Here is a 22,689-nt window from a genome sequence, read left to right as displayed (position 1 = left end):
TGGGGCCGCGCTTAGCGGGCCTTCTTCTTGCCTGCGACGGTGCGCTTCGGGCCCTTGCGGGTACGGGCGTTGGTCTTGGTGCGCTGACCACGGACCGGGAGGCCACGACGGTGGCGGATGCCCTCGTAGGAGCCGATCTCGACCTTGCGGCGGATGTCTGCGGCGACCTCGCGGCGCAGGTCACCCTCCACCTTGTAGTTGCCTTCGATGTAGTCGCGGAGGGCGATCAGCTGGTCATCGCTGAGGTCCTTCACGCGGATGCTCTCGTCGATCTCCGTAGCCTTGAGGATCTCGACCGAGCGGGTACGGCCGACGCCGTAGATGTAGGTAAGGGCGATCACCACGCGCTTATCGCGCGGGATGTCAACGCCGGCAAGACGTGCCATGCGGTTCTCCTGAGTGTTGTGGAGGTGTGGAGCAGGATCGGTGCTCGGGCCTCCGCCCCGAGGTGTCCCCCACTCGCGTGGGATCTGATCCTGCCGTTGTGTGTATTGAGTTGTGAGTCAGATCCGAAGAGTCCGTCGGCATCGCCGACGGGCGCTCAGCCCTGGCGCTGCTTGTGGCGCGGGTTGCTCTTGCAGATGACCATGACGCGGCCGTGACGGCGGATCACCTTGCAGTGATCGCACATGGGCTTGACGCTGGGGTTGACCTTCATGATGTGTCCTATTCGCTGTCTTCACCGGGCAGGCTGAGTGCCTGGGGTGTTACTTCTCGACCGATCAGCGGTAGCGGTAGACGATTCGTCCGCGGGTCAGGTCGTAGGGGCTGAGCTCCACGACCACACGGTCTTCGGGGATGATGCGGATGTAGTTCTGCCGCATCTTGCCTGAGATCGTTGCAAGGACCTTGTGTCCGTTGGAGAGCTCAACGCGGAACATCGCGTTGGGCAGAGCCTCGGAGATCACGCCCTCGATCTCGATGACACCGTCTTTCTTAGCCATAGCCTCGCTGACGCTTCTGCAGACCGGTCGATCTGCGGTGGGTGATTGGATTGCGATACCTCTGCCGATTCAGACACGCCGAATCAAGGCGCAAGGCACCAAGGATCTATGTTATCCGACAACGGGAGTTCCGGCAACCTGAGCAGAATGCCGGAACTCCCGTTGATCGGATGAGACGGGATCAGCCGAGGATCTTGGCGAACTCCGCCTCGATCTCGCTGTTCTCGATGCGGTTCCCGTTGACCTCGACGGTCGGGGTTCCGGTGATCTCGTGCGCCTTCGTCTGCGAGTCGGCGAACTTGTTGTAGGTGCCGTCGGCGATGCAGTCAGCCGCGGCGCCTGCTCCGGCCTGCTCGGCGAGCGCGCTCAGCTCCTCGACGCTGAGACCGGCCGAGTTCTCCTCCGGCTGGTTCGCGAAGAGCAGGTTGAAGTAGTCGAGAGTCGAGTCGGGAGCCTCGGCGGCGACGCAGTACATCGAGCCGGCCGACAACGAGGAGTACTCCCCCGTCGTCGAGTAGCGATTGAGGATCGACACCGGGTGGATGTTCAGCGTGATCTTGTCGTCGGCGGCTGCCGCCTGCAGCTGCTCGCCGTAGACGTCCTCGAACTGCCCGCAGACGGGGCACATGAAGTCGACGTAGGTGTCGATCTCGTCCTCGCCCGACCCGAACGAGATGGCGCCGGTCTCCTCGTTCACGATCGAGCTCTGCGGGGCCGTGCCCGGGGAGGTCGCCTGGTTGTTCAGGAACACGACGACGAAGGCCAGAACGGCCAGCACGACCACCACTGCCGCCGAGACGCCGATCACGAACCAGTTGGTGTTGCTCTTCGCGGCTGCCATTGCTTTCCGTTTCTGTCGCGGTCCGCCGATGGCGGACCCGGCTTGAAGTCCTCGGGCGCACGCGCACCCATACACCCATTGTGCCCGGAGAAACCTATGCGCACGTTGTGATCGAGCGCTGGATCGCCGATCGCGTCGTGACCGACAGCGCCGGCTTCAGGCGATCGGGGTCGGCGTCACGCCGAACGGGGCGAGACCGGCCGCTCCCCCGTCTGCCGCGGTCAGCACCCAGATCCCGTCCGCGTGCAGTGCGACGCTGTGCTCCCAGTGCGAGCCGTCGGTGCCGTCGACCGTCGAGACGGTCCAGTCGTCGTCCTCGACGAAGGTCTCGTCGCTGCCGGCGGTGACCATGGGCTCGATCGCCAGCACGAGACCGGGCTTGACCTCGGCGCCCGGGTCGGGCGTGCGGTAGTTGAAGACGCTGGGCGCCTCGTGCATCTTGCGTCCGATGCCGTGGCCGACGTACTCGCGCAGGATGCCGTACGTCTCGCCGGAGACGGCTGACGGGCCCTGCGCCTCGATGTAGCCCTGGATCGCGGCTCCGATGTCACCGAGGTGCGAAGCGGACGCCATGGCGGCGATCCCCGACCACATCGAGCCCTCCGTGACCCGCGAGAGCTCCTCGCGCCGGGCGACCAGCTCGCGGCGCGTCTCATCAGGGACGACGACGGTGATGGCGCTGTCGCCGTTCCAGCCCTGGTACTGCGCGCCGCAGTCGATCGAGACGATGTCGCCTGCCTGAAGGACCCTCTCACCCGGGATGCCGTGGACGACCTCTTCGTTCACCGAGATGCAGGTGGTGTGCCGGTATCCGCGAACGAGCTGGAAATTCGATTCCGCGCCACGGGCGAGGATCACACGGTTCGCTTCGGCGTCGAGCTCGAGAGTGGTGACACCGGGTCGTATCAGCGGCCGCACGGCGTCGAGCGCAGCCGCCGTGATGAGACCGGGCTCCACCATCGCACGCAGCTGAGCCGCGCTCTTGTAGATCGACTTGCGGAACATCGTGCGGTGATCAGGCCGCGAGGCGCAGACCGCGCGCGGTCAGCGCCTCGAGCACGCGCTCGGCGATCTCGTCGAGCGAGCCCACGCCGTCGATGCGGTCGACGATCCCTCGGGGGCCGTAGACCTCGAGGATCGGGGCCGTCTCGTGCTCGTAGATGTCGAGACGGTGTGCGATCGCCTCATCCGTGTCATCCGACCGACCCTGCTCCGCTGCGCGGAGCTTGAGACGCTCGATGCTCTCTTCGCGCGGGACGTCGAGCAGGATGACGGCGTCGAGGGACTCCCCCCGGGCACCGAGGAACGCGTCGAGGTGCTCGACCTGCGCGGCATTGCGGGGGTATCCGTCGAGCAGGAAGCCCTTCGCTGCATCGTCCTGCGAGAGGCGATCGCGAACGATCTCGCTGGTGAGCTCGTCGGGAACGAGATCACCCTTGTCGAGGATCGCCGTGACCTGCTGGCCGAGCGGCGTGCCCTCCTTGATGTTCGCGCGGAAGATGTCGCCCGTCGAGACGACCGGGATGCCGTAGGACTCTGCGATGCGGACGCCCTGCGTGCCCTTCCCCGAGCCCTGCGGACCGACGATGAGGAGACGAGCTGATCGAGTCATCGGAGGAGCCCTTCGTAGTGTCGCTGCTGCAGCTGTGCGTCGATCTGCTTGACCGTCTCGAGACCGACGCCCACGATGATGAGGATCGAGGCGCCGCCGAACGGGAAGTTCTGGTTGGCGCCGACGGTGGCGAGAGCGATGAGCGGGATCAGCGCGATGAGGCCGAGGTAGATCGACCCGGGCAGCGTGATGCGCGTGAGCACGTAGTCGAGGTACTCGGCAGTCGGACGACCGGCACGGATGCCGGGAATGAACCCGCCGTACTTCTTCATGTTGTCGGCGACCTCGACCGGGTTGAAGGTGATCGCGACGTAGAAGTACGTGAAGCCGATGATCAGCAGGAAGTACACGGCCATGTAGATCGGGCTGTTGCCGGTCGTGAAGTTCGCGCTGATCCAGGTGACCCACGCTGCCGGCTCGGAGCCGTCCTGCGGGGTGTTGAACTGTGCGATGAGCGCCGGGATGTACAGCAGCGACGAGGCGAAGATCACGGGGATCACACCGGCCATGTTGACCTTGATCGGAATGTACGTGTTGGTGCCGCCGTAGGTGCGGCGACCGACCATGCGCTTGGCGTACTGCACCGGGATGCGGCGCTGGGACTGTTCGACGAAGACGACGAGGCCCATGACGATGATTCCCACCAGGAGCACCAGGAGGAAGACCTCGAAGCCCTTGCTCTCCCAGATGAGCCACATGGCTCCGGGGAACGTGGCGGCGATCGAGGTGAAGATGAGCAGCGACATGCCGTTGCCGATACCGCGCTCGGTGACGAGCTCTGCGAACCACATGATGAGGCCCGTGCCGGCGGTCATCGCCATGATGATGAGCAGCTGCGCCCACCACACGTCGTTGGTGAGGAGGTTCTGGCAGGCGGCGATGTCGGTGGTGCCGAAGAGCTGACCGCTGCGGGCCACCGTGACCAGCGTCGTCGACTGCAGCAGTGCGAGAGCGATGGTGAGGTAGCGCGTGTACTGGGTCAGACGGGCCTGGCCGGCCTGGCCCTCTTTGTGCAGAGCCTCGAAGTGAGGGATGACCACGCGAAGCAGCTGGGTGATGATCGTGGCGGTGATGTACGGCATCACGCCGAGGGCGAAGATCGAGAGCTGGAGGAGCGCGCCACCCGAGAACAGGTTGACGAGTCCGAGGAGTCCCTCCGTCCCGGAGTTCAGCGCGAGGCACTCCTCGACGTTCGGGAAGTTCACGAACGGAGCAGGCACATTCGAGCCAAGCCGGTAGATGGCGACGATGGCGAGGGTGAAACCGATCTTCCGACGCAGGTCGGGCGTGCGGAAGATCCGCGCGATGGCGCTAAACAAGGACGTCCTCCTGAAAGGTTGCCGATCCCTGAAGGACGGCTGAAAGAACAGGCTAACCCATAAGAGGGGCCGGAGAATCTCCGACCCCTCTCATGAAGTGGTTACTTGACGGATCCGCCAGCCGCCACGATCTTCTGCTCGGCGGAACCCGAGACCTTGTCGACCGCGACGGTGAGCTTCACGGCGATGTCGCCGTCTCCGAGAACCTTGACCTTCTCGTTCTTGCGAACGGCACCCTTGGCGACCAGGTCGCTGATGGTGACGTCGCCACCCGTGGGGTACAGCTCCGCGAGCTTCTCCAGGTTCACGACCTGGTACTCGACGCGGAACGGGTTCTTGAACCCGCGCAGCTTCGGGGTGCGCATGTGCAGAGGCATCTGCCCACCCTCGAAGCCGACGCGAACGGTGTTGCGAGCCTTCGTGCCCTTGGTACCGCGACCCGCGGTCTTACCCTTGGAGCCCTCACCGCGACCGACACGGGTCTTCGCGGTGTTGGATCCGGGGACCGGACGCAGGTGGTGCACCTTCAGCACGCCGGGGCGGGATGCCGGAGCATCCTTCTTCGGCGCAGCCTTCTTGGCAGCCGGCTTCTTGACGGCGTCGGCCTTGGCCTCGGTCGCCTTCGCCGGTGCCTTCTTGGCGGCGGGCTTCTTCTCGGCTGCGGCCTTGGGAGCGGCAGCCTTCTTCGGGGCCTTCTCGGCGCCTGCGGCTTCGTTCTTCTCAGCCATTAGTCGATCTCCTCAACCTTGACGAGGTGGGCGACGGTCTTGACGTAACCGCGCGTCTGCGCGTCGTCGGGGCGAACGGTGCTGTCACCGATTCGCTTCAGACCGAGGCTGCGCAGCGTGTCACGCTGGTTCTGCTTCTCGCTCACCTTGGACTTGACCTGCGTGACCTTCAGGCGCGCAGCCATCAGGCACCTACCTTCTGTGCGGCGATGGCGTCAGCCTCCGCACGGACGAGACGCGCGGGTGCGACCTGGTCGAACTCGAGGCCACGACGTGCGGCGACCGCACGGGGCTCCTCGAGCATCTTCAGGGCCGTCACCGTCGCGTGCACGATGTTGATCGTGTTCGACGAGCCGAGCGACTTCGACAGCACGTCGTGGATGCCGGCGCACTCGAGCACGGCGCGAACCGGACCACCGGCGATGACACCGGTACCGGCAGCGGCCGGACGGAGCAGGACGACGCCTGCTGCGGCCTCACCCTGCACGGGGTGCGGGATGGTGCTGCCGACGCGCGGAACGCGGAAGAAGTTGCGCTTGGCCTCTTCGACACCCTTCGAGATCGCCAGAGGGACCTCGCGGGCCTTGCCGTAGCCGACGCCCACCAGACCGTTGCCGTCGCCGACGACCACGAGAGCGGTGAAGCTGAAGCGACGACCACCCTTCACGACCTTCGAGACGCGGTTGATGGTGACCACGCGCTCGAGGAACTGGTTGTCCCCACGGTCGCGGGAGTTGCGGTCACGGCCACCCTGGTTGCGGTCGCTACGGCCGCCACGGCGGTTGTCGCGCTGAGACGGCTCTGCCTGCGTGGTGCCGGTGGCAGTCTCGGAAGTGGCAGCTGCCGCTTCGGTCACTTCGTTCTCCTTGTTGTCACTCACAGTGCCAGACCCCCTTCGCGGGCGCCGTCGGCGATGGCGGCGACACGACCGGCGTAGCGGTTTCCGCCACGGTCGAACACTGCCTCGGAAACGCCGGCAGACTTCGCACGCTCGGCGAGAAGCTCGCCGACCTTGCGGGCCTTGGCGGTCTTGTCACCCTCGAGCGAACGCAGGTCGGTCTCGAGCGTCGATGCCGACGCGACGGTGTGACCCTTGCTGTCGTCGACAAGCTGCACGAAGACGTGGCGAGCCGAGCGGTTGACGACGAGGCGCGGACGCGCCTCGGTGCCGACGACCTTCTTGCGAAGGCGGGCATGACGACGCGCGCGGGCGTCAGACTTTGACTTGAGAGCCATGGTTACTTACCACTCTTTCCGGCCTTGCGACGCACGACCTCGCCGGCGTAACGCACGCCCTTGCCCTTGTACGGCTCGGGCTTGCGGATCTTGCGGATGTTCGCAGCTGCCTCGCCGACAGCCTGCTTGTCGATACCACTGACGGTGAGCTTGTTGGTGCCCTCGACCGTGAGCGTGATACCGGCGGGCGGGTCGATGAGGACCGGGTGCGAGAAGCCGAGGGCGAACTCGACCGAGCTGCCCTTCTGAGCGACACGGTAACCGGTTCCGACGACCTCGAGACCCTTGGTGTAGCCCTGGGTCACGCCGATGATGTTGTTGTTGATGAGCGTGCGGGTCAGGCCGTGAAGCGACCGGGACTCACGCTCGTCGTCGGGACGGGTGACGAGAACCTGGTTCTCCTCGACCGCGACCTCGATGGGCTTGGCGACCGTCAGGGTGAGCTCACCCTTGGGGCCCTTCACCGCGACCTCACGGCCGTCGACCGAGATGGTCACGCCCGCGGGAACGTCGATGGGAAGTCGTCCAATACGCGACATTTTCGATTACCACACGTAGGCGAGAACTTCTCCGCCCACGCCCTTCTGCTCTGCCTGACGGTCAGTGAGGAGACCGGAGGAGGTGGACAGGATGGCCACGCCGAGTCCGCCGAGGACCCTGGGCAGCTCGGTGGACTTCGCGTAGACGCGGAGGCCGGGCTTCGACACGCGCTTGATGCCCGCGATCGAACGCTCACGGTTGGGGCCGTACTTCAGCTGCAGGGTGAGGTTCGATCCGACGCGAGCGTCAGTCGTCTCCCATCCAGCGATGTAGCCCTCCTGCTGGAGGATCTCGGCGATGTGCGTCTTGAGCTTGCTCGACGGCAGGGTCACGGAGTCGTGATGCGCCGAGTTCGCGTTGCGCAGACGGGTCAGCAGATCTGCGACCGGGTCTGTCATTGTCATTGTTGTTTTCCTTTGTTCATGAGGTTCCGGCTGCCGTTACACGACAGACGGCCTGCGATGACACGCAATCTTCAATTGTACGGGATCGGGCGGGGCGCTGTGCGCCCCGCCCGAAACCGCTTACGCCTGGGCGTCTTCCGTACGGAAGGGGAAGCCGAGGTGACGAAGAAGCGCGCGACCTTCGTCGTCCGTCTTCGCGGTGGTGACGACGGTGATGTCGAAACCGCGAACCCGGTCGATCTTGTCCTGATCGATCTCGTGGAACACGCTCTGCTCCTGGAGACCGAAGGTGTAGTTGCCGTTTCCGTCGAACTGCTTGCCCGAGAGGCCGCGGAAGTCGCGGATACGGGGCAGAGCGAGCGAGACGAGACGGTCCAGGAACTCCCACGCACGGTCACCGCGGAGGGTGACGTGTGCGCCGATGGCCTGGCCCTCGCGCAGCTTGAACTGCGCGATCGACTTGCGAGCCTTCGTGACGAGCGGCTTCTGACCGGTGATCTTGGTGAGATCGTCGATCGCGCCGTCGATCACCTTGCTGTCGCGGGCCGCTTCACCGACACCGGTGTTCACGACGACCTTGACCAGACCGGGGATCTGCATCACGTTGGTGTAGCCGAACTCATCCTGCAGCTTCTGCTGGATCTCGGCCTTGTACTTCGCCTTGAGGCGGGGCTGGATCTTGCCAGCCACCGCAGCGTCGGTGGTTGCCATCAGAGGTCCTTACCTGACTTCTTCGCGTACCGCACACGGACGGTGCGCTTGACGCCGTCCTTGGTCTGCTCCTCGACCCGGTGGCCGACCTTGGTCGGCTTCTTGGTCGAGGGGTCGACGAGTGCGACGTTCGAGATGTGGATGGAGGCCTCGACAGTCTCGAGGCCGCCCGTCTTGGTGCCACGCTGCGTCTGTCCGACGCGCGTGTGCTTGGTGACGTAGTTCACGCCTTCGACGATGACGCGGTTCTTGTCGGACAGGATCTCGAGGACCTTGCCCTGCTTGCCGCGGTCGCCGCCACGCTCCTGCGTGGCTCCGGTGATGACCTGAACCAGGTCACCCTTCTTGATCTTCGCCATGACTTAAATAACCTCCGGCGCCAGCGAGACGATCTTCATGAACTTCTTGTCACGAAGCTCGCGACCGACCGGTCCGAAGATACGGGTGCCGCGGGGCTCCCCGTCGTTCTTCAGGATCACGGCGGCGTTCTCGTCGAACTTGATGTACGAGCCGTCGGGACGACGCGTGGACTTGACCGTGCGGACGATGACGGCCTTGACCACATCGCCCTTCTTGACGTTGCCGCCGGGGATCGCGTCCTTGACGGTCGCGACGATCGTGTCACCGAGTCCGGCGTAACGACGGCGCGAGCCGCCGAGCACACGGATGGTGAGCAGTTCCTTCGCGCCGGTGTTGTCGGCGACCTTGAGGCGGGATTCCTGCTGGATCACTTGGCCTTCTCCAGAATCTCCACCAGACGCCAGCGCTTCGTGGCGCTGAGCGGGCGGGTCTCGTTGATCAGGACGAGGTCGCCGATGCCGGCGGAGTTCGCCTCATCGTGCGCCTTGACCTTCGAGGTGCGGCGGATGACCTTGCCGTAAAGCGGGTGCTTCACGCGGTCCTCGACCTCGACCACGATGGTCTTGTCCATCTTGTCGCTGATGACGTAGCCACGACGCGACTTGCGGTACCCACGGGCATCCGCATCGCGAACATCGTGCTCTGCGTGCTCAGCCTCGACGGCAGCTTCCTTCTTGGTGGCCATCACTCAGCCTCTTCCTTCACGGCGTCGTCAGCGGAGTCCGCCTTCTTCGCCTTCGACTTGGTCGCCTTCTTGGCCGGAGCCTCGACCGGAGCGGGCGTCGCACGGATGCCCAGCTCGCGTTCGCGGATCACGGTGTACAGGCGCGCGATGTCGCGCTTGACGGCGCGGATGCGGCCGTGGCTCTCCAGCTGGCCGGTGGCCGACTGGAAACGGAGGTTGAACAGCTCCTCCTTGGCCTTACGCAGCTCCTCAACGAGGCGCTGGTCTTCGAACGTGTCGAGCTCTGCCGGAGCGAGCTCCTTGGTGCCGATCGCCATTACGCGTCGCCCTCCTCGCGCTTGATGATGCGTGCCTTCAGCGGCAGCTTGTGGATTGCTCGGGTGAGGGCCTCGCGAGCGAGCTCCTCATTGACGCCTGCGACCTCGAAGAGGACGCGACCCGGCTTGACGTTGGCGACCCACCACTCGGGGGAACCCTTACCGGAACCCATGCGGGTCTCGGCAGGCTTCTTGGTGAGGGGGCGGTCGGGGTAGATGTTGATCCACACCTTTCCACCACGCTTGATGTGACGCGTCATCGCGATACGAGCGGACTCGATCTGACGGTTGGTCACGTAAGCGGGGGTGAGGGCCTGGATGCCGAAGTCGCCGAAGGAGACCTTCGTGCCACCGGTGGCCTGGCCATCACGCTTGGGGTGATGCTGCTTGCGGTACTTGACCTTGCGGGGAATAAGCATCAGGCAGACGCTCCTTCTGCGACAGGGGCCTCGTTGCGCGGCGCGCGGCGGCGGTCGCCACCACGGTCGTCACGACGGGACTTCGGGGCGTTGGCCTGCTCGCGAGCAAGCTCCTTGTTGGTCAGGTCACCCTTGTAGATCCAGACCTTCACGCCGATGCGGCCGAAGGTGGTCTTCGCCTCGTAGAAGCCGTAGTCGATGTTCGCGCGCAGCGTGTGCAGCGGCACACGACCCTCGCGGTAGAACTCCGAGCGGCTCATCTCGGCGCCGCCGAGGCGGCCGGAGACCTGGATGCGGATGCCCTTGGCGCCAGCGCGCTGCGCGCCCTGGAGACCCTTGCGCATCGCACGACGGAACGCCACGCGAGCAGACAGCTGCTCGGCGATGCCCTGTGCGACGAGCTGAGCGTCAGCCTCGGGGTTCTTGACCTCGAGGATGTTCAGCTGGATCTGCTTGCCCGAGAGCTTCTCGAGGTCGCCGCGGATGCGCTCGGCCTCGGCGCCACGACGACCGATCACGATGCCCGGGCGGGCGGTGTGGATGTCGACGCGGACGCGGTCACGGGTGCGCTCGATCTCGATGTTCGAGACACCGGCGCGGTCGAGCTGCGTCTTCAGCAGGTTGCGGATCTTGATGTCCTCGGCGACGTAGTCGGCGTAACGCTGACCCGGCTTCGTCGAGTCCGAGAACCAACGCGACACGTGGTCCGTGGTGATGCCGAGGCGGAAGCCGTACGGGTTTACTTTCTGTCCCATTACTTGCTCGCCTTCTTGTTGCTGTCGCTTGCAGCGGCCGGAGCCGCCTCAGGCGTCGAGAGCACGACCGTGATGTGGCTCGTGCGCTTCTTGATCTGGAAAGCGCGACCCTGTGCACGAGGCTGGAAACGCTTGAGCGTCGTCCCCTCGTCTACGTAGGCGTTAGCCACGTACAGGTCCTGCTCGTCGAGGTACTCGCCGTCACGATCCGCCTTGACCTGTGCGTTGGCCATGGCCGACGCGACAAGCTTGTAGATCGGCTCACTGGCGCTCTGCTGTGCGAACTTCAGGATCGCCAGAGCCTCCTGGGCCTGCTTGCCCTTGATGAGCGCGACGACACGACGAGCCTTCTGAGGGGTCACGCGGATGTGTCGCACGCGTGCGATGGACTCCACCATTTCTCTCTCCTCTATCGCCACCGCGTCAGCGGCGGCGGCCCTTCTTGTCGTCCTTCTCGTGGCCGCGGAAGGTGCGGGTGGGCGCGAACTCGCCCAGTTTGTGGCCGACCATGGTCTCGGACACAAACACGGGGATGTGCTTGCGACCGTCGTGGACCGCGATCGTGTGACCCAGCATGGCCGGGATGATCATGGACCGGCGAGACCAGGTCTTGATGACGTTCTTGGTGCCGGCTTCGTTCTGCACGACCACCTTGCGAAGCAGGTGATCGTCGACGAAGGGGCCCTTCTTAAGACTGCGAGGCATCTTCTCTTACTCCTACTTACGCTTCTTGCCGGCGTTACGACGACGCACGATGTACTTGTCGCTTTCCTTGTTGGCGTGACGGGTGCGACCCTCAGCCTGGCCCCACGGAGAGACGGGGTGACGTCCACCGGACGTCTTGCCCTCACCACCACCGTGCGGGTGGTCGACCGGGTTCATCGCGACACCACGGACGGTCGGGCGGACGCCCTTCCAGCGCATGCGGCCGGCCTTGCCCCAGTTGATGTTCGACTGCTCGGCGTTGCCGACCTCGCCGATGGTCGCGCGGCAGCGCGCATCGACGTTGCGGATCTCGCCCGAGGGCAGACGCAGCTGGGCGAAGTTGCCATCCTTGGCCACGAGACGGACGGATGCACCGGCCGAACGTGCCATCTTCGCGCCGCCACCGGGACGGAGCTCGATCGCGTGGATGACGGTACCCGTCGGGATGTTCTTCAGCGGGAGGTTGTTGCCCGGCTTGATGTCGGCACCAGCACCCGACTCGACGACGTCGCCCTGCTTCAGCTTCGCCGGCGCGAGGATGTAGCGCTTCTCGCCGTCGAAGTAGTGCAGCAGCGCGATGCGTGCCGTGCGGTTGGGGTCGTACTCGATGTGAGCGACGCGGGCGTCGACGCCGTCCTTGTCATTGCGACGGAAGTCGATGACACGGTACTGGCGCTTGTGGCCACCACCGATGTGACGGGTCGTGATGCGGCCCTGGTTGTTGCGACCACCGGTCTTCGAGAGCGGGCGCAGCAGCGACTTCTCCGGCGTCGATCGGGTGATCTCGGCGAAGTCAGCCACCGACGAGCCGCGACGGCCCGGGGTCGTGGGCTTGTACTTGCGAATAGCCATTATTGTCCTTATCCCCCGGATCAGCCGATTGCCGTGAAGATGTCGATGGTGCCCGACTTCAGGGTCACGATGGCGCGCTTGGTGTCCTTGCGCTTGCCGGTGCCGAAGCGGGTGCGACGAGCCTTGCCGACGCGGTTGAGGGTGTTGACCCCTGCGACCTTGACGCCGAAGATCTTCTCGATGGCGAGCTTGATCTCGGTCTTCGAAGCGCGCGGGTCCACGAGGAAGGTGTACTTACCCTCGTCGATGAGACCGTAGCTCTTCTCGGACACGACCGGCTTCAGGATGACGTCGCGCGGGTCCTTGTTCAGGGCCGTCTGGAGAACAGATGCCTGCTCGCTCATGCGGAGACCTCCTGGTTGGCGCCGGACTTCGAGGCGATGAAGCCCTCGATCGCGGCCTGGGTGAAGACGATGTCGTCGGAGACGAGAACGTCGTAGGCGTTGAGCTGGTCGAACGTCAGAACGTGAACGTTGCTGAGGTTGCGGATGCTCTTGAGCGCGAGCTCGTCGTTGCGCACGATGACGACCAGGACGTTCTTCGACGTGGCGACCTGCGAGAGGAAGCTCACGGCTGCCTTCGTCGAGGGGGCGCCATCGGTGCCGAACGTGTCGATCACGTGCAGACGGTCCCCGCGGAAGCGATCGCTGAGTGCACCACGGAGGGCTGCGGCGATCATCTTCTTGGGGGTGCGCTGCGAGTAGTCGCGCGGCTTGGGGCCGTGCACGATTCCACCACCGGTCATGTGCGGCGCGCGGATCGAGCCCTGACGGGCGTTACCCGTGCCCTTCTGCTTGAAGGGCTTGCGGCCTGCACCCGAGACCTCACCGCGACGCTTGGTCGAGTGGGTTCCCTGGCGAGCCGCCGCGAGCTGCGCGACGACGACCTGGTGGATGAGCGGGATGTTCGTCTTGGCGTCGAACAGTTCGGCGGGAAGCTCGATCGAGCCAGCCTTCTTGCCGTCTGCCTTGAGGACGTCAAGCGCGAGAGTGGAGTCAGCCATGATCAGGCACCCTTCACTGCGTTGCGGACGTAGACGATGCGACCACGAGCACCGGGGACGGCGCCCTTGACGAGCAGCAGACCCTTCTCGATGTCGACGGCGTGCACCGTGAGGTTGAGGACGGTCACGCGCTCGCCACCCATACGGCCGGCCATGCGCATGCCCTTGAAGACGCGGCTCGGGGTCGACGATGCGCCGATGGAGCCGGGCTTGCGGTGGTTGCGGTGCGAACCGTGCGAAGCCGAGACGCCCTTGAAGTTGTGACGCTTCATGACACCGGCGAAGCCCTTGCCCTTGCTCGTGCCGACGACGTCGACGAGCTGGCCGGCTTCGAAGGTGCCGTCGACCGTGAGCTCCTGGCCCAGCGAGTAGTCAGCGGCATCCGCGGTGCGGATCTCGGTGACGTGACGACGCGGCGTGACGCCGGCGGCCTCGAAGTGGGCGGTCAGCGGCTTGTTCACCTTGCGCGGGTCGATCTGGCCGTACGCGATCTGCACGGCGTTGTAGCCGTCCTTCTCGGGGGTACGGATCTGCGTGACCACGTTCGAGGCGAGCTCGATGACGGTGACAGGAACGAGCTTGCCGTTCTCGTTCCACACCTGGGTCATGCCGAGCTTGGTGCCGAGCATGCCCTTGGAAATCTTGGAGTTGATGTCAACCATGTCCGACCTCAGAGCTTGATCTCGATGTTGACATCGGCAGGCAGGTCGAGACGCATCAGCGAGTCGACAGCCTTCGGCGTCGGGTCGACGATGTCGATCAGACGCTTGTGGGTGCGCATCTCGAAGTGCTCGCGGCTGTCCTTGTACTTGTGGGGCGACCGGATGACGCACACGACGTTCTTCTCGGTCGGAAGGGGCACGGGGCCGACGACTGTTGCGCCCGCACGGGTCACGGTGTCGACGATCTTGCGTGCGGACGTGTCGATGACCTCGTGGTCATACGACTTCAGGCGAATGCGGATCTTCTGTCCCGCCATTGTCTGCTCTCTCTCTTTAAGCGTCTTACCGACCTGGGCCGGGTGACCCAGGGGCATTGGACGCACGTCGGCGCTGTTCGCGCCTCGGCACTCGAACGGCTCTCGCGAGTCGATCTGCTGCACCACTGTTCTGCTGTCATCCCGCACGCCTCGGCGAGCGGATGTCCGACCTCCGCCGCGCACGGCGAAGCCCTCGTGATGAAGATGTCGGGATCGTTCTGCCACCCGCGGCCTAGGTCCCTGCGCGTCTGCGCCGCCTATGCACTGTCGTGATGGTGATCCGGCTGACGCTGAGCGCGCCGGAATGTCGAACCTGTCTATTCTGCCACGGCCGATTTCACTTGCGCAAACCCGGGCGTGTCGCAGTCGCTGAGCATCCCCTGAGTGCGCACCCCAGCCGTCGGATCGGCGCCTCTGATCGACGCCGCCGACGACCCCTCAGCGCGCTGAGGAGAGCGGGGCGAGGCATCCCCATGCCTCGCCCCGCTTGGGGAGGGCGTTCAGTGCGAGGGGGCACACCGAACGCGAGGACTCCGGCGTGAAGGGACGCCGGGTTCCTCGACCGAGGGCGCGGCGAAGAGACCGCCGCGCGGGCGGGAAGACGTCTGAGCGCACAGAGTGCGCGCGTCGCACGATGATCCCCAAAATCGTTATCCCCAGTTTGACGCGGCGAACCGCGTGAATTCGGGAAGTCGAACCCCTTCGACATCCCTGATCGCAAGTTCCCCAGGCGATCGTCATCCATTCTAAGGGGACCCGGGCGTGAAACGCGATACCGGCGGGCCGAATACTTGGTGCCGCACGCAGAGGAGCGGCGACTCCCCCGTGGGGGGAATCGCCGCTCTGCGTCTCAGACGCCTGGTCTCACTCGTTGCCGACGGCCTTGTCGGCGCTGTCGCGGATCTCGTCGATCTTGTCAGCGGCACCCGGTGCGATCTTCTTGGCGAAGTCGGCGACGCCGTCGAGCACCTTGTCGCTGATGTCTTCCGCCTGCTCGCTCTTCACTGCCTCGGCGATCTTGTCCTTGTTCTGCTCGTACAGATCCTTGCCCTTGTTGACAGTCTCATCGATACCCATGCGGGCCCCCTTTGTGTGCGATCAGTGCGACGGATCCCCGACGCACGTTCATTCTGCACGCAACCGGTGGTCGGCGGAAGACGCATCCGGGCCGGTCTAGGACAGCCAGTAGTTCTTCTTGACGGTCACTTCCTGCACGATGATCCCGGTGTTCAGCGCGCGGATCTCAGCGAAGAGGCGCACCGGACCGGAGAGGAAGTACGGCAGCGAATACTGTCCGTAAGTCGGCGAGTTGGGGGCCTCCGCTCTGGTGACCGGGACTTCGAACGGCGGCTGCGGCGCGCTGGCGATCGGGGCTCCGCTGGAATTCAGAGTCTCGGCGACGATGCGCAGTTGGAAGCCCTTCGTCACCTTGGCCGTCGTCAGGTAGATCGCGACGTCACCGGTCTCTTTGACTGTCGCACTGCTGTGCGCCAGCCAGTACAGATCTGCGGCCACCGGGATCCTGGTCCAGAGCCCCCTCGGCACGACGGCGTTCCACTGGTAAGTGCTCGACTGATGGATGGGCACGGGGTCCTCCGATGGTGGCTTGATGGGACCGCCTTCGACGTAGTTCTCGAAGTCGACCGAGTTGGTGAACCCGAGCTGGAGCGGTGTTCCGCCGATCCAGAGGGACACATGGACGTGTGGGCCGTAGCCCGTCTCGCTTCCGAAACCGGACGCACCCGAATAGGCGATCAGCTGTCCGCGCGAGACGCGTGCACCCAGCGGCACCGTGCTCGACTGCAGGTGCAGGTAGCGGATGTAGTTGCCGTCGTCCGTCCGCAACGCCAGGTAGCGCCCGGTCGCCGTCGTCGTGGAGTCCTTGCGATCGACGATGACCCCACTGGTGGCCGCGCGGATCGGCGTGCCCCGGACGACCGCGTAGTCGGTGCCCGGCTCGCCCGACGGCGGATTCCGATTCCTGTGCCCCATCCACGAGCTCGAGATCGGCACGATCCCGCACGGTCGCAGGTAGGTTCCCTCGGCGCTCGCGCGAAGGGTCGGAGAGAAGAACTCCCACCCGACCGCGGCCGCGCCGAGCACGAAACCGGTGCCGAGAAGCACTCCCCTGCGAGAGACGAACGACTGCGTCGCCTCGGTCGACGAGGGCTCGGAGTCCCCCGCGTCGCACACTAGCGATCGCCGCCTTCGTTCTCGCCGCGGATGAGGTTCTGGATCTGTTCCTCGGGCAGGGGCTCGAGAGATGCCGAGGACATGCCGAGCTGAGGCGCGGCGGCCGATCCCCCGATCGTGCATTGAGCCTGAGCCTCGAGGCCGGAGGCCTGTGCGGGGACCAGGACGAGCCATTCCGGAGACACCAGTCGGTGCTCGATGCGTGTCTTCTCGGCGGAGAAGACGACGTCGGCAGGGAATGCCGAGAGGGTCGCGTCGACACAGATCTGCGCCAGCTCCTCACCGGAGAACTCGCCGAACTCCGCCGATGACGTCGGCGTCGGAGTCGGTGTCGACGTCGGGGTCGGTGTCTCCGACCCGGTTTGGGTCGCCGACGGCGCGGGCTCTGCGCTCGATGTGGGCACGGGGCTCGACGCGCCCGGCAGCGAGGCACAGCCCGAGATGCCACCGATCAGGACGACGACAGCCAGAGCACTCGCGGCTACATGCCGGGCAAGGGGGGATCTCATGATTCTGAATGTACCGAGCGACGCCGCGCAGCCCTGGATACGACGCGGACAGTCGCCGCGAATGTGTCGTACGGACGTCAGTGCGCACTCGCACCGGGGGCTACCACGGCACGGATGGTGCGGAAGAGAATGATGAGATCCTGGATGAGCGACCAGTTCTCGACGTAGTACAGGTCGAGTCGGATCGTCTCCTCCCACGAGAGCGACGAGCGTCCGCTCACCTGCCACAGTCCGCTCATACCGGGCTTCACCAACAGGCGACGATGGGCGAAGTCGTCGTACAGCGCGACCTCGGAAGCGCGCTGCGGGCGAGGCCCCACGAGGCTCATGTCCCCGAGGAACACGTCGATCAGCTGCGGCAGCTCGTCGATCGAGTGCTTGCGGAAGAAGCGTCCCACTCTGGTGATCCGGGGATCGTCGTTGATCTTGAACAGCGGCGTTCCACCGTCGCCCTGAAGATCGAGCAGCGTCGCCAACTGATCGTCGGCGTCGGCGACCATCGATCGGAACTTGCGCATGCCGAAGGTCTTCCCACCCCGACCGATGCGCTCCTGGTGATAGAAGATGCTTCCCGGGCCTTCGATGCGGATCGCGATGGCCGCGATGAGGAAGACCGGCGAGAGGAGGACCAGCAGCAACGAGGATCCGACGATGTCGAACGCGCGCTTGAGGAACCGCTTGGAGCCCTCCATCCGAGGGAAGTCGACGTGCACGAGGGGCAGGCCGGCAACAGGCGTCGCGTGCATGCGGGGTCCGGCGATGTCGGTCAGCACCGGAGCCATGATGAGCTGGATGTCCCGGTCGGACACCGAGTAGCCCAGCCGACGCATCGTCAGCGGATCGAGGTCGTCGGAGCCGACGATGATCAGCGCGTCGAAGCGCACCTCGTCGAGCACCTTCTCGACGTTGGCGATGTCCCCCAGCACCTCGAAGCCCGAGATGTCTGCCGCCGACGTGTTCTCGGTGATCACGCCGACGATCTCGTACCCGCTGCTCTTCGCCCGCCGGATCTCGCGCGCGACGAGGGCGACCTTCGACGGCTCGCCGATGACCACCGCCCTGTGCAGATACTGGCCGGTCTTCTGCCGCCCCCTCAACCATTGGCGACACATCCATCGCGACATGAGGAGAAGCACCAGGCCGAGCGGGAAGACGACCGCGACGAGAGCCCTCGACAGCTCCATCCCGAGGAAGAACGCGATCGCGACGGTGACGGCGAACACCGCGACCGAGGCGTTCACGATGCGACGGTATTCGTCAGCCCCGTGCCCGACCGTGTGGCGGTCGCGCGAATCCGTGACGTCGAGTGCGACCAGCCAGAGGAATCCGATCGCGCCCAGCACCACGAGATACGAGACGCGAGGACCGCCGGGCCAGGACACACCGGTGAGCAGCCCGGGAAGGACGACTATCGAGGATACGACCAGCGTGACCAGGACCACGATCACGTCGTTGTAGAAGAGACGGCTCGCGTAGAGCCGAGTCCAGGCGACCCGCCGCGCCTTCTTCGCGCGCACCGGAGTCGTCTCCGACGGCTCGCGTGACGAGCCGGAGCCACCGTGCTCGAGCTGAACGACGACGACTCTCACCCCCCTTTACTGTGCTGACGCCAGAACGGGAGCAAGTATATCGGTCTCGGAAGCCCCGGAATCCGGGGCGTCCGAGCACGTCAGCCTGCGCAGTCGTCGGTGACCACGGGCTTCGTGCCGTTGACCATCGGGTTCGTCCGCACCGCGAGCGGGCCGTAATCACCGCTCGGTCCGACGAATGTGGCCGTCACGTCGACAGAGTCTCCCGGATCGAACCACGCTTCGAATGCGACGACGGGGCGTCCGAGATCGTCGATGTCGCGGTGGGCGATCGATACCTCGTCGCCGTTGAACGTCGCGTCGCTGAGAGTGGTCCCCGGAGGCCCGTAGACATAGATCGTGTCTCGGAAGCGGGCGCCGAAGGTCATACTCTGCACGTACCGCGGCAGAGCCTCGGCCTGGCGCTGCGTGAGTGGTAGACCGAGCGACGCAGTCGCGGTGAAGGTGGCGGTGTCGGCCTCGCAGGTGGCCGTGGCGCTCGTCGCCGTCTCGGTGAAGTAGTCGATCTTCGAGCCGTTGGTGTTGTTGAAGTAGATGCCCATGGTCGTCGTGTCGGAGTTCACGGTGGGGAGCACACCACTGATCCTGGCGCCTTCGATCGCCTCGGCGACCTGCGAGTCATCGCTCCAGACCAGCACGCTGCCCTGTGACGCACTTTCCGTGATCGCCCACATCATGTCCTTGAGATCGAAGTCGCCGGCGGCGATCGCTTCGAAGACAGCGGCCGCCGTATCGGCGAAGAACCCGTCGACGAGGTCGGGCTCCTTGTACGAATCCCAGCGGCCGTAGACCTCGCTGAGAAGCAGAGAGACGGCGTTGTCCTCCGAGAGCATCTCGCCGGAGGACAGCTCGATGGGGCCGGTCGCCTTCAGGATCCGAGACAGGGCGAGGGGGTCGATCGAGATGACGCCGGCGATCTCATCGTCGGCGATGTCCCGCTGCCACCATGCGCGCATGATCTTCGCCGCCGTCGGGAAGTCGGGGCGACTCATGCTCGTGTTGATGTGATCGACCAGGTAGCTCGTGTACAGATCGATGGCACTCTGCGGGACATCGACGTCGACGGCCACGCCGTTCTGATAGTTTCCGCTGTCGCCTTGTCCCCCGATGGCGATCGAGCCGGCATCGACGCGCACGAGGGTCTGGGCCGCTGCGCTGCCTCCGAGGGCGAGGGTCTCCGCATTGTTCTGGAAGACGAGCAGGTAGTTGCGCTCCCCGTCCCCTCCGAGCAGCGTCGGGAGAGCGGCGATCATCGGCGCCGCGGACCCCATGACCTCGTCGACCTTGTCGACGCCGTCACGCACGACGGAGACGAGGAACGGCGACTTCGAGACGGAATCCAGCCCATCGGCGAGCTCAGTGATGTTCTTCGCCTGGTCGTCGGTGGCGGCGAGAAGCCGCTCGGTGATCGAGCCGGTCGAGTCCTCGTCACCCATCACGGGCAGCGCGACGTCGTTGACGAGCGTGTCGAGCGACTGTGCCGAGAGACGCACACCCTTGAGGTTGTCGCCCAGGACGGGGATCCACTCCATGACCCACCACACCGGATCGGAGGCCGCTGCTCCGGCACTGGCGGCACTTTCGGACAGGTCGGGAAGCACCGCATCGACGTCACCGCCGTCCTGGATCTCAGCGATGAGCGCCTGGCTCTCGACGAGGCCGTCCTTCACCGTGATGGCTCGCAGGCCCACCCAGCACACCGCGATGAGGAACGCGATGATGACCACGATGACGATCGCCCAGATCCGCCGTCGGCGCCGCTGGCGGCCCGAGCTCGGGTTGTCGATGACCTTCGCATCCTGACGGTCTGCGCTCATGAAGGACTTGCCTCTCGTGCTGGATTGATCTGGGGAATTGTACCTGCGGCCCCTGAGGCCGCCGTCGACTGCCTCACTCCACCGCGGAGGTGATGAACACCGGAGACGGGCCGAGAGTCAGCGTGACTTCGCCGTCCTCGGGCTCGAACGACTGCGAGAGGCCTGACATGTCCGTGACGGTCAGTGGCGCATCCGATGCGAAGGTGCGCTGGACCTCGCCCTGCGCCGCCCAGGCGATTCGGGTCTCGTCATCTCCGGCTCCGAAGACCTGGACCGTGCTCGTATCGTCGGATTCGTCGGTGGTGAATGCCTTGTCGCGAAGCTGCGTGATCATCAGCGCCTGGGCGAAAGCACCCGGCTTCGGCGCCAACGCCACCACGTTCGCGCGCGGTGCGTGCTCGTAGAGTCCGAAGTTCGCCTCGCCTGCCGCGGGATCGGGCGTGTCGTTGACCAGGTCGTACCAGAAGTACTTCTCGACCCCGTTCGCGAAGGCCAGCGCCTCATTGCGAACCATCATCTGTCCCTGCTCGAGCGCGGAGACGCCGTCGTAGTGCGTCGGGAAACCCATCTCGGTGACCCACACCGGCCGGGTCTCCCCCGCCGCCTCCTGCATGTCGGCATACGACTGCTGCACGGTGCCGGCGATCAGATCGGCGTCGCGGTTGATCCACGACTCGTATGGGTGATAGCTCGCAGCATCGGTCACGGCCATCCCACCCGCCTGCCAGAACCCGACGAACCAGTCGCGGTCGTAGAGGGCCGTGGATCCCGTGACGATCGGGAGGTCGGGGTACGCGGTGCTGACGTGGTCGCGAACGGACTGCGCGATCGGGACGTAGCACGCGGGCGCCGAACCGCAGGCCGTGTCATTCTCTCGGTGATTGAACTCGTTGAGCACCTCGAGGCCGACGAGGTCGAACCTGTCAGCGACGGCCTTCGCATAGGCGCCATAGGCCTGGATCGCGGCCTCGTCGCCTGGTGCCTTCCTGGCGCCGTAGAGTCGGTTGCCGTACACGACGAGGCCCAGCAGCTTCACGTCGTTCGCGTGCATGCGCTCGAACTCGCGTACGTAATTCTGGTCCCACGCGTACTGGCCGGCCACCTTCTCGTTGCGCTCCCACGAGATGTCGTTGCGCACCTCGGCGAAGCCGATGGCGGCCGCGAGCGAGCCGGTGCCGACGAAGGCCTCCTTCTCGACGTGCGCGCCGACACCGAAGCGTCCGTCCTGCGCCACGGAGAAGCCGTCGGCGTCGATCACGGCGACGTCCGTCTGGACCTGGAGGCCCGCGGCGTCGCTGATCGCGACGGTGTAGTGCCCCTGCGGCACGCCTGCCAGCGGCAGCGCGGACAGCGGTCCGCTCGAGTTCGACTCGCCGGTGATCGGATCGCCGCCGGACGTCGACGTCGCGCTCCACTGCACGGCACCCTCGGCGAGCGAGACGGCGAGCAGAGCGGATTCGTCGGTCATCACGAGGGAGTCGTTGACGATGCCCGCCGGCGTCTGCACGGCCTCGAACGAGCCGTTCGGGATGAGATTGTCGCCGCCGTCCGCCGCGATGGACACGTCGTCGATGCCGAAACCGCGCACAGCGCCCGAGAGCACGACGTCGAACGTGGATGCGGCAGCCTGGTCGGCGGCGGTCGTGAACGGGAACTCGATCGTCTCCCACTCCGCATCCAGCTCGGGAAGAGTGAAGGTCTGACCAGCCGCGGTCAGCCGGACGCCGCTCTCGACCTTCTCCTCGGCGAGGACTCGCGCAGAGACGCTGAGCGTGTAGTCGGTGCTGGGCGCGAGAGCGACGGGAGCGGATGCGGCGACGATGTCGGCATCGTCGGCCGGAGCATCCACACGCAGCGACACAGCGCCCTCTGCGGTGTCACCGACTTCGGGAAGCACCGTGCCGACGACCGTGCGGTCCGCGAGTGTCCATCCGTCGATCGACGCCCGCGCGACGTTCGTGACGGGTACCTCGGCTGGCGGATCGGACACGACCGGCGTCGGAGAGGCCTCGGGCGATGCCTCTGATTGCGGCTGAGGCTGAGGCTGCTGTCCCGCGATCACCATCGCTGCGGCAGCACCGCCTCCGACCAGAAGCACGGCGACCGCGCTCGCGATGATGATCGTCTTCTTCGTCGCGCGCAGAGCCATCATGTCTTTCCCCCCAAGTGTC

33 protein-coding genes are annotated in these 22,689 nt (G+C 65.4%); all 33 read right to left on the bottom strand.

Translation table 11 applies throughout. The features are described from left to right. Nucleotides 1–11: 11 nt before the first annotated feature. Nucleotides 12–386 (bottom strand): 30S ribosomal protein S13, encoded by a 375-nt coding sequence (gene rpsM, locus ASE34_RS14605; protein WP_047524098.1) that lies wholly within the window; start codon nt 384–386, stop codon nt 12–14. A 155-nt stretch (nt 387–541) separates the two neighbouring features. Beyond that, a complete protein-coding gene (gene rpmJ / locus ASE34_RS14600) occupies nt 542–658 on the bottom strand; it encodes a 50S ribosomal protein L36 (protein ID WP_033106073.1) in 117 nt (38 codons plus the stop codon). Nucleotides 659–722: 64 nt separating this feature from the next. Next, nucleotides 723–944, bottom strand: a complete 222-nt coding sequence (gene infA, locus ASE34_RS14595; protein WP_017201569.1) for a translation initiation factor IF-1 — start codon at nt 942–944, stop codon at nt 723–725. A 181-nt stretch (nt 945–1,125) separates the two neighbouring features. Further along, complete coding sequence (locus ASE34_RS14590; protein WP_053097471.1) at nt 1,126–1,785, bottom strand: DsbA family protein; 660 nt, start codon at nt 1,783–1,785, stop codon at nt 1,126–1,128. A 156-nt stretch (nt 1,786–1,941) separates the two neighbouring features. After that, nucleotides 1,942–2,790: a type I methionyl aminopeptidase gene (map, locus tag ASE34_RS14585; protein WP_053097472.1), complete on the bottom strand. Its 849-nt coding sequence runs from the start codon at nt 2,788–2,790 to the stop codon at nt 1,942–1,944. A 10-nt stretch (nt 2,791–2,800) separates the two neighbouring features. Next, on the bottom strand, nt 2,801–3,397 hold the full coding sequence (locus ASE34_RS14580; protein WP_056279749.1) for an adenylate kinase: 597 nt from the start codon (nt 3,395–3,397) through the stop codon (nt 2,801–2,803). Then, complete coding sequence (gene secY / locus ASE34_RS14575) at nt 3,394–4,716, bottom strand: preprotein translocase subunit SecY (protein ID WP_053097474.1); 1,323 nt, start codon at nt 4,714–4,716, stop codon at nt 3,394–3,396. Before secY ends, ASE34_RS14580 begins: the two co-directional genes overlap by 4 nt. 101 nt (nt 4,717–4,817) lie before the next feature. Further along, complete coding sequence (gene rplO, locus ASE34_RS14570) at nt 4,818–5,444, bottom strand: 50S ribosomal protein L15 (RefSeq protein WP_072591670.1); 627 nt, start codon at nt 5,442–5,444, stop codon at nt 4,818–4,820. Then, nucleotides 5,444–5,629 carry a 50S ribosomal protein L30 gene (rpmD, locus tag ASE34_RS14565; RefSeq protein WP_042538783.1) on the bottom strand — a complete coding sequence of 62 codons (186 nt, stop codon included), beginning with the start codon at nt 5,627–5,629 and terminating at the stop codon, nt 5,444–5,446. Before rpmD ends, rplO begins: the two co-directional genes overlap by 1 nt. Further along, entirely contained in the window at nt 5,629–6,324 is a 696-nt protein-coding gene (rpsE, locus tag ASE34_RS14560) for a 30S ribosomal protein S5 (RefSeq protein WP_072591671.1), read from the bottom strand. The genes rpmD and rpsE overlap by 1 nt, the downstream gene beginning before the upstream one ends. Beyond that, nucleotides 6,321–6,680: a 50S ribosomal protein L18 gene (gene rplR / locus ASE34_RS14555; protein ID WP_053097476.1), complete on the bottom strand. Its 360-nt coding sequence runs from the start codon at nt 6,678–6,680 to the stop codon at nt 6,321–6,323. The genes rpsE and rplR overlap by 4 nt, the downstream gene beginning before the upstream one ends. A 2-nt stretch (nt 6,681–6,682) precedes the next feature. Beyond that, complete coding sequence (gene rplF, locus ASE34_RS14550; protein ID WP_053097477.1) at nt 6,683–7,219, bottom strand: 50S ribosomal protein L6; 537 nt, start codon at nt 7,217–7,219, stop codon at nt 6,683–6,685. 6 nt (nt 7,220–7,225) lie between these two features. Next, on the bottom strand, nt 7,226–7,624 hold the full coding sequence (gene rpsH, locus ASE34_RS14545; RefSeq protein ID WP_045253835.1) for a 30S ribosomal protein S8: 399 nt from the start codon (nt 7,622–7,624) through the stop codon (nt 7,226–7,228). Nucleotides 7,625–7,744: 120 nt separating this feature from the next. Then, nucleotides 7,745–8,335 (bottom strand): 50S ribosomal protein L5, encoded by a 591-nt coding sequence (gene rplE / locus ASE34_RS14540; protein ID WP_053097478.1) that lies wholly within the window; start codon nt 8,333–8,335, stop codon nt 7,745–7,747. Beyond that, a complete protein-coding gene (rplX, locus tag ASE34_RS14535; RefSeq protein WP_045253837.1) occupies nt 8,335–8,694 on the bottom strand; it encodes a 50S ribosomal protein L24 in 360 nt (119 codons plus the stop codon). The genes rplE and rplX overlap by 1 nt, the downstream gene beginning before the upstream one ends. Nucleotides 8,695–8,697: 3 nt before the next feature. Continuing rightward, on the bottom strand, nt 8,698–9,066 hold the full coding sequence (rplN, locus tag ASE34_RS14530) for a 50S ribosomal protein L14 (protein ID WP_053097479.1): 369 nt from the start codon (nt 9,064–9,066) through the stop codon (nt 8,698–8,700). Continuing rightward, nucleotides 9,063–9,380, bottom strand: coding sequence for a 30S ribosomal protein S17 (rpsQ, locus tag ASE34_RS14525; RefSeq protein WP_053097480.1), 318 nt, complete (start codon nt 9,378–9,380; stop codon nt 9,063–9,065). Before rpsQ ends, rplN begins: the two co-directional genes overlap by 4 nt. Beyond that, on the bottom strand, nt 9,380–9,697 hold the full coding sequence (rpmC, locus tag ASE34_RS18200; RefSeq protein WP_017829202.1) for a 50S ribosomal protein L29: 318 nt from the start codon (nt 9,695–9,697) through the stop codon (nt 9,380–9,382). The genes rpsQ and rpmC overlap by 1 nt, the downstream gene beginning before the upstream one ends. Then, entirely contained in the window at nt 9,697–10,116 is a 420-nt protein-coding gene (gene rplP / locus ASE34_RS14515; protein WP_053097481.1) for a 50S ribosomal protein L16, read from the bottom strand. Before rplP ends, rpmC begins: the two co-directional genes overlap by 1 nt. Further along, nucleotides 10,116–10,871 carry a 30S ribosomal protein S3 gene (rpsC, locus tag ASE34_RS14510; protein WP_042538759.1) on the bottom strand — a complete coding sequence of 252 codons (756 nt, stop codon included), beginning with the start codon at nt 10,869–10,871 and terminating at the stop codon, nt 10,116–10,118. Before rpsC ends, rplP begins: the two co-directional genes overlap by 1 nt. Beyond that, nucleotides 10,871–11,269, bottom strand: a complete 399-nt coding sequence (gene rplV, locus ASE34_RS14505) for a 50S ribosomal protein L22 (protein ID WP_053097482.1) — start codon at nt 11,267–11,269, stop codon at nt 10,871–10,873. Before rplV ends, rpsC begins: the two co-directional genes overlap by 1 nt. A 25-nt stretch (nt 11,270–11,294) precedes the next feature. After that, on the bottom strand, nt 11,295–11,576 hold the full coding sequence (gene rpsS / locus ASE34_RS14500; RefSeq protein WP_017829205.1) for a 30S ribosomal protein S19: 282 nt from the start codon (nt 11,574–11,576) through the stop codon (nt 11,295–11,297). A gap of 12 nt (nt 11,577–11,588) precedes the next feature. Then, on the bottom strand, nt 11,589–12,428 hold the full coding sequence (gene rplB, locus ASE34_RS14495) for a 50S ribosomal protein L2 (RefSeq protein ID WP_053097483.1): 840 nt from the start codon (nt 12,426–12,428) through the stop codon (nt 11,589–11,591). Nucleotides 12,429–12,448: 20 nt separating this feature from the next. Continuing rightward, nucleotides 12,449–12,772: a 50S ribosomal protein L23 gene (rplW, locus tag ASE34_RS14490; RefSeq protein WP_053097484.1), complete on the bottom strand. Its 324-nt coding sequence runs from the start codon at nt 12,770–12,772 to the stop codon at nt 12,449–12,451. Beyond that, a complete protein-coding gene (gene rplD / locus ASE34_RS14485) occupies nt 12,769–13,431 on the bottom strand; it encodes a 50S ribosomal protein L4 (RefSeq protein WP_053097485.1) in 663 nt (220 codons plus the stop codon). The genes rplW and rplD overlap by 4 nt, the downstream gene beginning before the upstream one ends. A 2-nt stretch (nt 13,432–13,433) precedes the next feature. Then, nucleotides 13,434–14,093 carry a 50S ribosomal protein L3 gene (gene rplC, locus ASE34_RS14480; RefSeq protein ID WP_053097486.1) on the bottom strand — a complete coding sequence of 220 codons (660 nt, stop codon included), beginning with the start codon at nt 14,091–14,093 and terminating at the stop codon, nt 13,434–13,436. A gap of 8 nt (nt 14,094–14,101) precedes the next feature. Next, complete coding sequence (gene rpsJ, locus ASE34_RS14475) at nt 14,102–14,410, bottom strand: 30S ribosomal protein S10 (RefSeq protein ID WP_017201594.1); 309 nt, start codon at nt 14,408–14,410, stop codon at nt 14,102–14,104. 864 nt (nt 14,411–15,274) lie between these two features. Then, nucleotides 15,275–15,487: a hypothetical protein gene (locus ASE34_RS14470; RefSeq protein WP_053099214.1), complete on the bottom strand. Its 213-nt coding sequence runs from the start codon at nt 15,485–15,487 to the stop codon at nt 15,275–15,277. Nucleotides 15,488–15,583: 96 nt separating this feature from the next. Next, nucleotides 15,584–16,603, bottom strand: a complete 1,020-nt coding sequence (locus ASE34_RS14465; RefSeq protein WP_056279747.1) for a M23 family metallopeptidase — start codon at nt 16,601–16,603, stop codon at nt 15,584–15,586. Further along, nucleotides 16,603–17,112: a hypothetical protein gene (locus ASE34_RS18195; RefSeq protein WP_162253866.1), complete on the bottom strand. Its 510-nt coding sequence runs from the start codon at nt 17,110–17,112 to the stop codon at nt 16,603–16,605. The genes ASE34_RS14465 and ASE34_RS18195 overlap by 1 nt, the downstream gene beginning before the upstream one ends. Before the next feature lie 77 nt (nt 17,113–17,189). Next, the gene (locus ASE34_RS14455; protein ID WP_230100392.1) at nt 17,190–18,701 is read right to left on the bottom strand and encodes a sugar transferase; all 1,512 of its coding nucleotides are present in this window, start codon (nt 18,699–18,701) and stop codon (nt 17,190–17,192) included. 80 nt (nt 18,702–18,781) lie between these two features. Continuing rightward, complete coding sequence (locus tag ASE34_RS14450) at nt 18,782–20,518, bottom strand: DUF4012 domain-containing protein (protein ID WP_056279744.1); 1,737 nt, start codon at nt 20,516–20,518, stop codon at nt 18,782–18,784. Nucleotides 20,519–20,591: 73 nt separating this feature from the next. Further along, nucleotides 20,592–22,670 (bottom strand): glycosyl hydrolase, encoded by a 2,079-nt coding sequence (locus tag ASE34_RS14445; RefSeq protein WP_056279742.1) that lies wholly within the window; start codon nt 22,668–22,670, stop codon nt 20,592–20,594. Nucleotides 22,671–22,689 lie beyond the last annotated feature (19 nt).

Origin of the sequence: Microbacterium sp. Root280D1, from assembly GCF_001428975.1 — a bacterium.
Lineage (GTDB): Bacteria > Actinomycetota > Actinomycetes > Actinomycetales > Microbacteriaceae > Microbacterium.
This window is presented reverse-complemented; position numbering and strand designations above follow the sequence as displayed.

Bases quoted from the DNA above. Each gene is read 5' to 3' on its own strand.
- rplB (WP_053097483.1), bottom strand. From the start codon at position 12,428: ATGGCTATTCGCAAGTACAAGCCCACGACCCCGGGCCGTCGCGGCTCG.
- rplR (WP_053097476.1), bottom strand. From the start codon at position 6,680: ATGGCTCTCAAGTCAAAGTCTGACGCCCGCGCGCGTCGTCATGCCCGC.
- rplO (WP_072591670.1), bottom strand. From the start codon at position 5,444: ATGGCTGAGAAGAACGAAGCCGCAGGCGCCGAGAAGGCCCCGAAGAAG.
- rplX (WP_045253837.1), bottom strand. From the start codon at position 8,694: ATGGCGAAGATCAAGAAGGGTGACCTGGTTCAGGTCATCACCGGAGCC.
- rplC (WP_053097486.1), bottom strand. From the start codon at position 14,093: ATGGTTGACATCAACTCCAAGATTTCCAAGGGCATGCTCGGCACCAAG.
- ASE34_RS18195 (WP_162253866.1), bottom strand. From the start codon at position 17,112: ATGAGATCCCCCCTTGCCCGGCATGTAGCCGCGAGTGCTCTGGCTGTC.
- rpsM (WP_047524098.1), bottom strand. From the start codon at position 386: ATGGCACGTCTTGCCGGCGTTGACATCCCGCGCGATAAGCGCGTGGTG.
- rpsQ (WP_053097480.1), bottom strand. From the start codon at position 9,380: ATGGCCACCAAGAAGGAAGCTGCCGTCGAGGCTGAGCACGCAGAGCAC.
- ASE34_RS14450 (WP_056279744.1), bottom strand. From the start codon at position 20,518: ATGAGCGCAGACCGTCAGGATGCGAAGGTCATCGACAACCCGAGCTCG.
- rpmC (WP_017829202.1), bottom strand. From the start codon at position 9,697: ATGGCGATCGGCACCAAGGAGCTCGCTCCGGCAGAGCTCGACACGTTC.
- rplE (WP_053097478.1), bottom strand. From the start codon at position 8,335: ATGGCAACCACCGACGCTGCGGTGGCTGGCAAGATCCAGCCCCGCCTC.
- rpsC (WP_042538759.1), bottom strand. From the start codon at position 10,871: ATGGGACAGAAAGTAAACCCGTACGGCTTCCGCCTCGGCATCACCACG.
- rplW (WP_053097484.1), bottom strand. From the start codon at position 12,772: ATGAGCGAGCAGGCATCTGTTCTCCAGACGGCCCTGAACAAGGACCCG.
- rpmD (WP_042538783.1), bottom strand. From the start codon at position 5,629: ATGGCTGCGCGCCTGAAGGTCACGCAGGTCAAGTCCAAGGTGAGCGAG.
- ASE34_RS14470 (WP_053099214.1), bottom strand. From the start codon at position 15,487: ATGGGTATCGATGAGACTGTCAACAAGGGCAAGGATCTGTACGAGCAG.
- infA (WP_017201569.1), bottom strand. From the start codon at position 944: ATGGCTAAGAAAGACGGTGTCATCGAGATCGAGGGCGTGATCTCCGAG.
- ASE34_RS14590 (WP_053097471.1), bottom strand. From the start codon at position 1,785: ATGGCAGCCGCGAAGAGCAACACCAACTGGTTCGTGATCGGCGTCTCG.
- rpsS (WP_017829205.1), bottom strand. From the start codon at position 11,576: ATGCCTCGCAGTCTTAAGAAGGGCCCCTTCGTCGACGATCACCTGCTT.
- rplP (WP_053097481.1), bottom strand. From the start codon at position 10,116: ATGCTTATTCCCCGCAAGGTCAAGTACCGCAAGCAGCATCACCCCAAG.
- rplF (WP_053097477.1), bottom strand. From the start codon at position 7,219: ATGTCGCGTATTGGACGACTTCCCATCGACGTTCCCGCGGGCGTGACC.
- rpsJ (WP_017201594.1), bottom strand. From the start codon at position 14,410: ATGGCGGGACAGAAGATCCGCATTCGCCTGAAGTCGTATGACCACGAG.
- rpsH (WP_045253835.1), bottom strand. From the start codon at position 7,624: ATGACAATGACAGACCCGGTCGCAGATCTGCTGACCCGTCTGCGCAAC.
- ASE34_RS14580 (WP_056279749.1), bottom strand. From the start codon at position 3,397: ATGACTCGATCAGCTCGTCTCCTCATCGTCGGTCCGCAGGGCTCGGGG.
- ASE34_RS14445 (WP_056279742.1), bottom strand. From the start codon at position 22,670: ATGATGGCTCTGCGCGCGACGAAGAAGACGATCATCATCGCGAGCGCG.
- rpmJ (WP_033106073.1), bottom strand. From the start codon at position 658: ATGAAGGTCAACCCCAGCGTCAAGCCCATGTGCGATCACTGCAAGGTG.
- rplD (WP_053097485.1), bottom strand. From the start codon at position 13,431: ATGGCTGACTCCACTCTCGCGCTTGACGTCCTCAAGGCAGACGGCAAG.
- rplV (WP_053097482.1), bottom strand. From the start codon at position 11,269: ATGGTGGAGTCCATCGCACGCGTGCGACACATCCGCGTGACCCCTCAG.
- map (WP_053097472.1), bottom strand. From the start codon at position 2,790: ATGTTCCGCAAGTCGATCTACAAGAGCGCGGCTCAGCTGCGTGCGATG.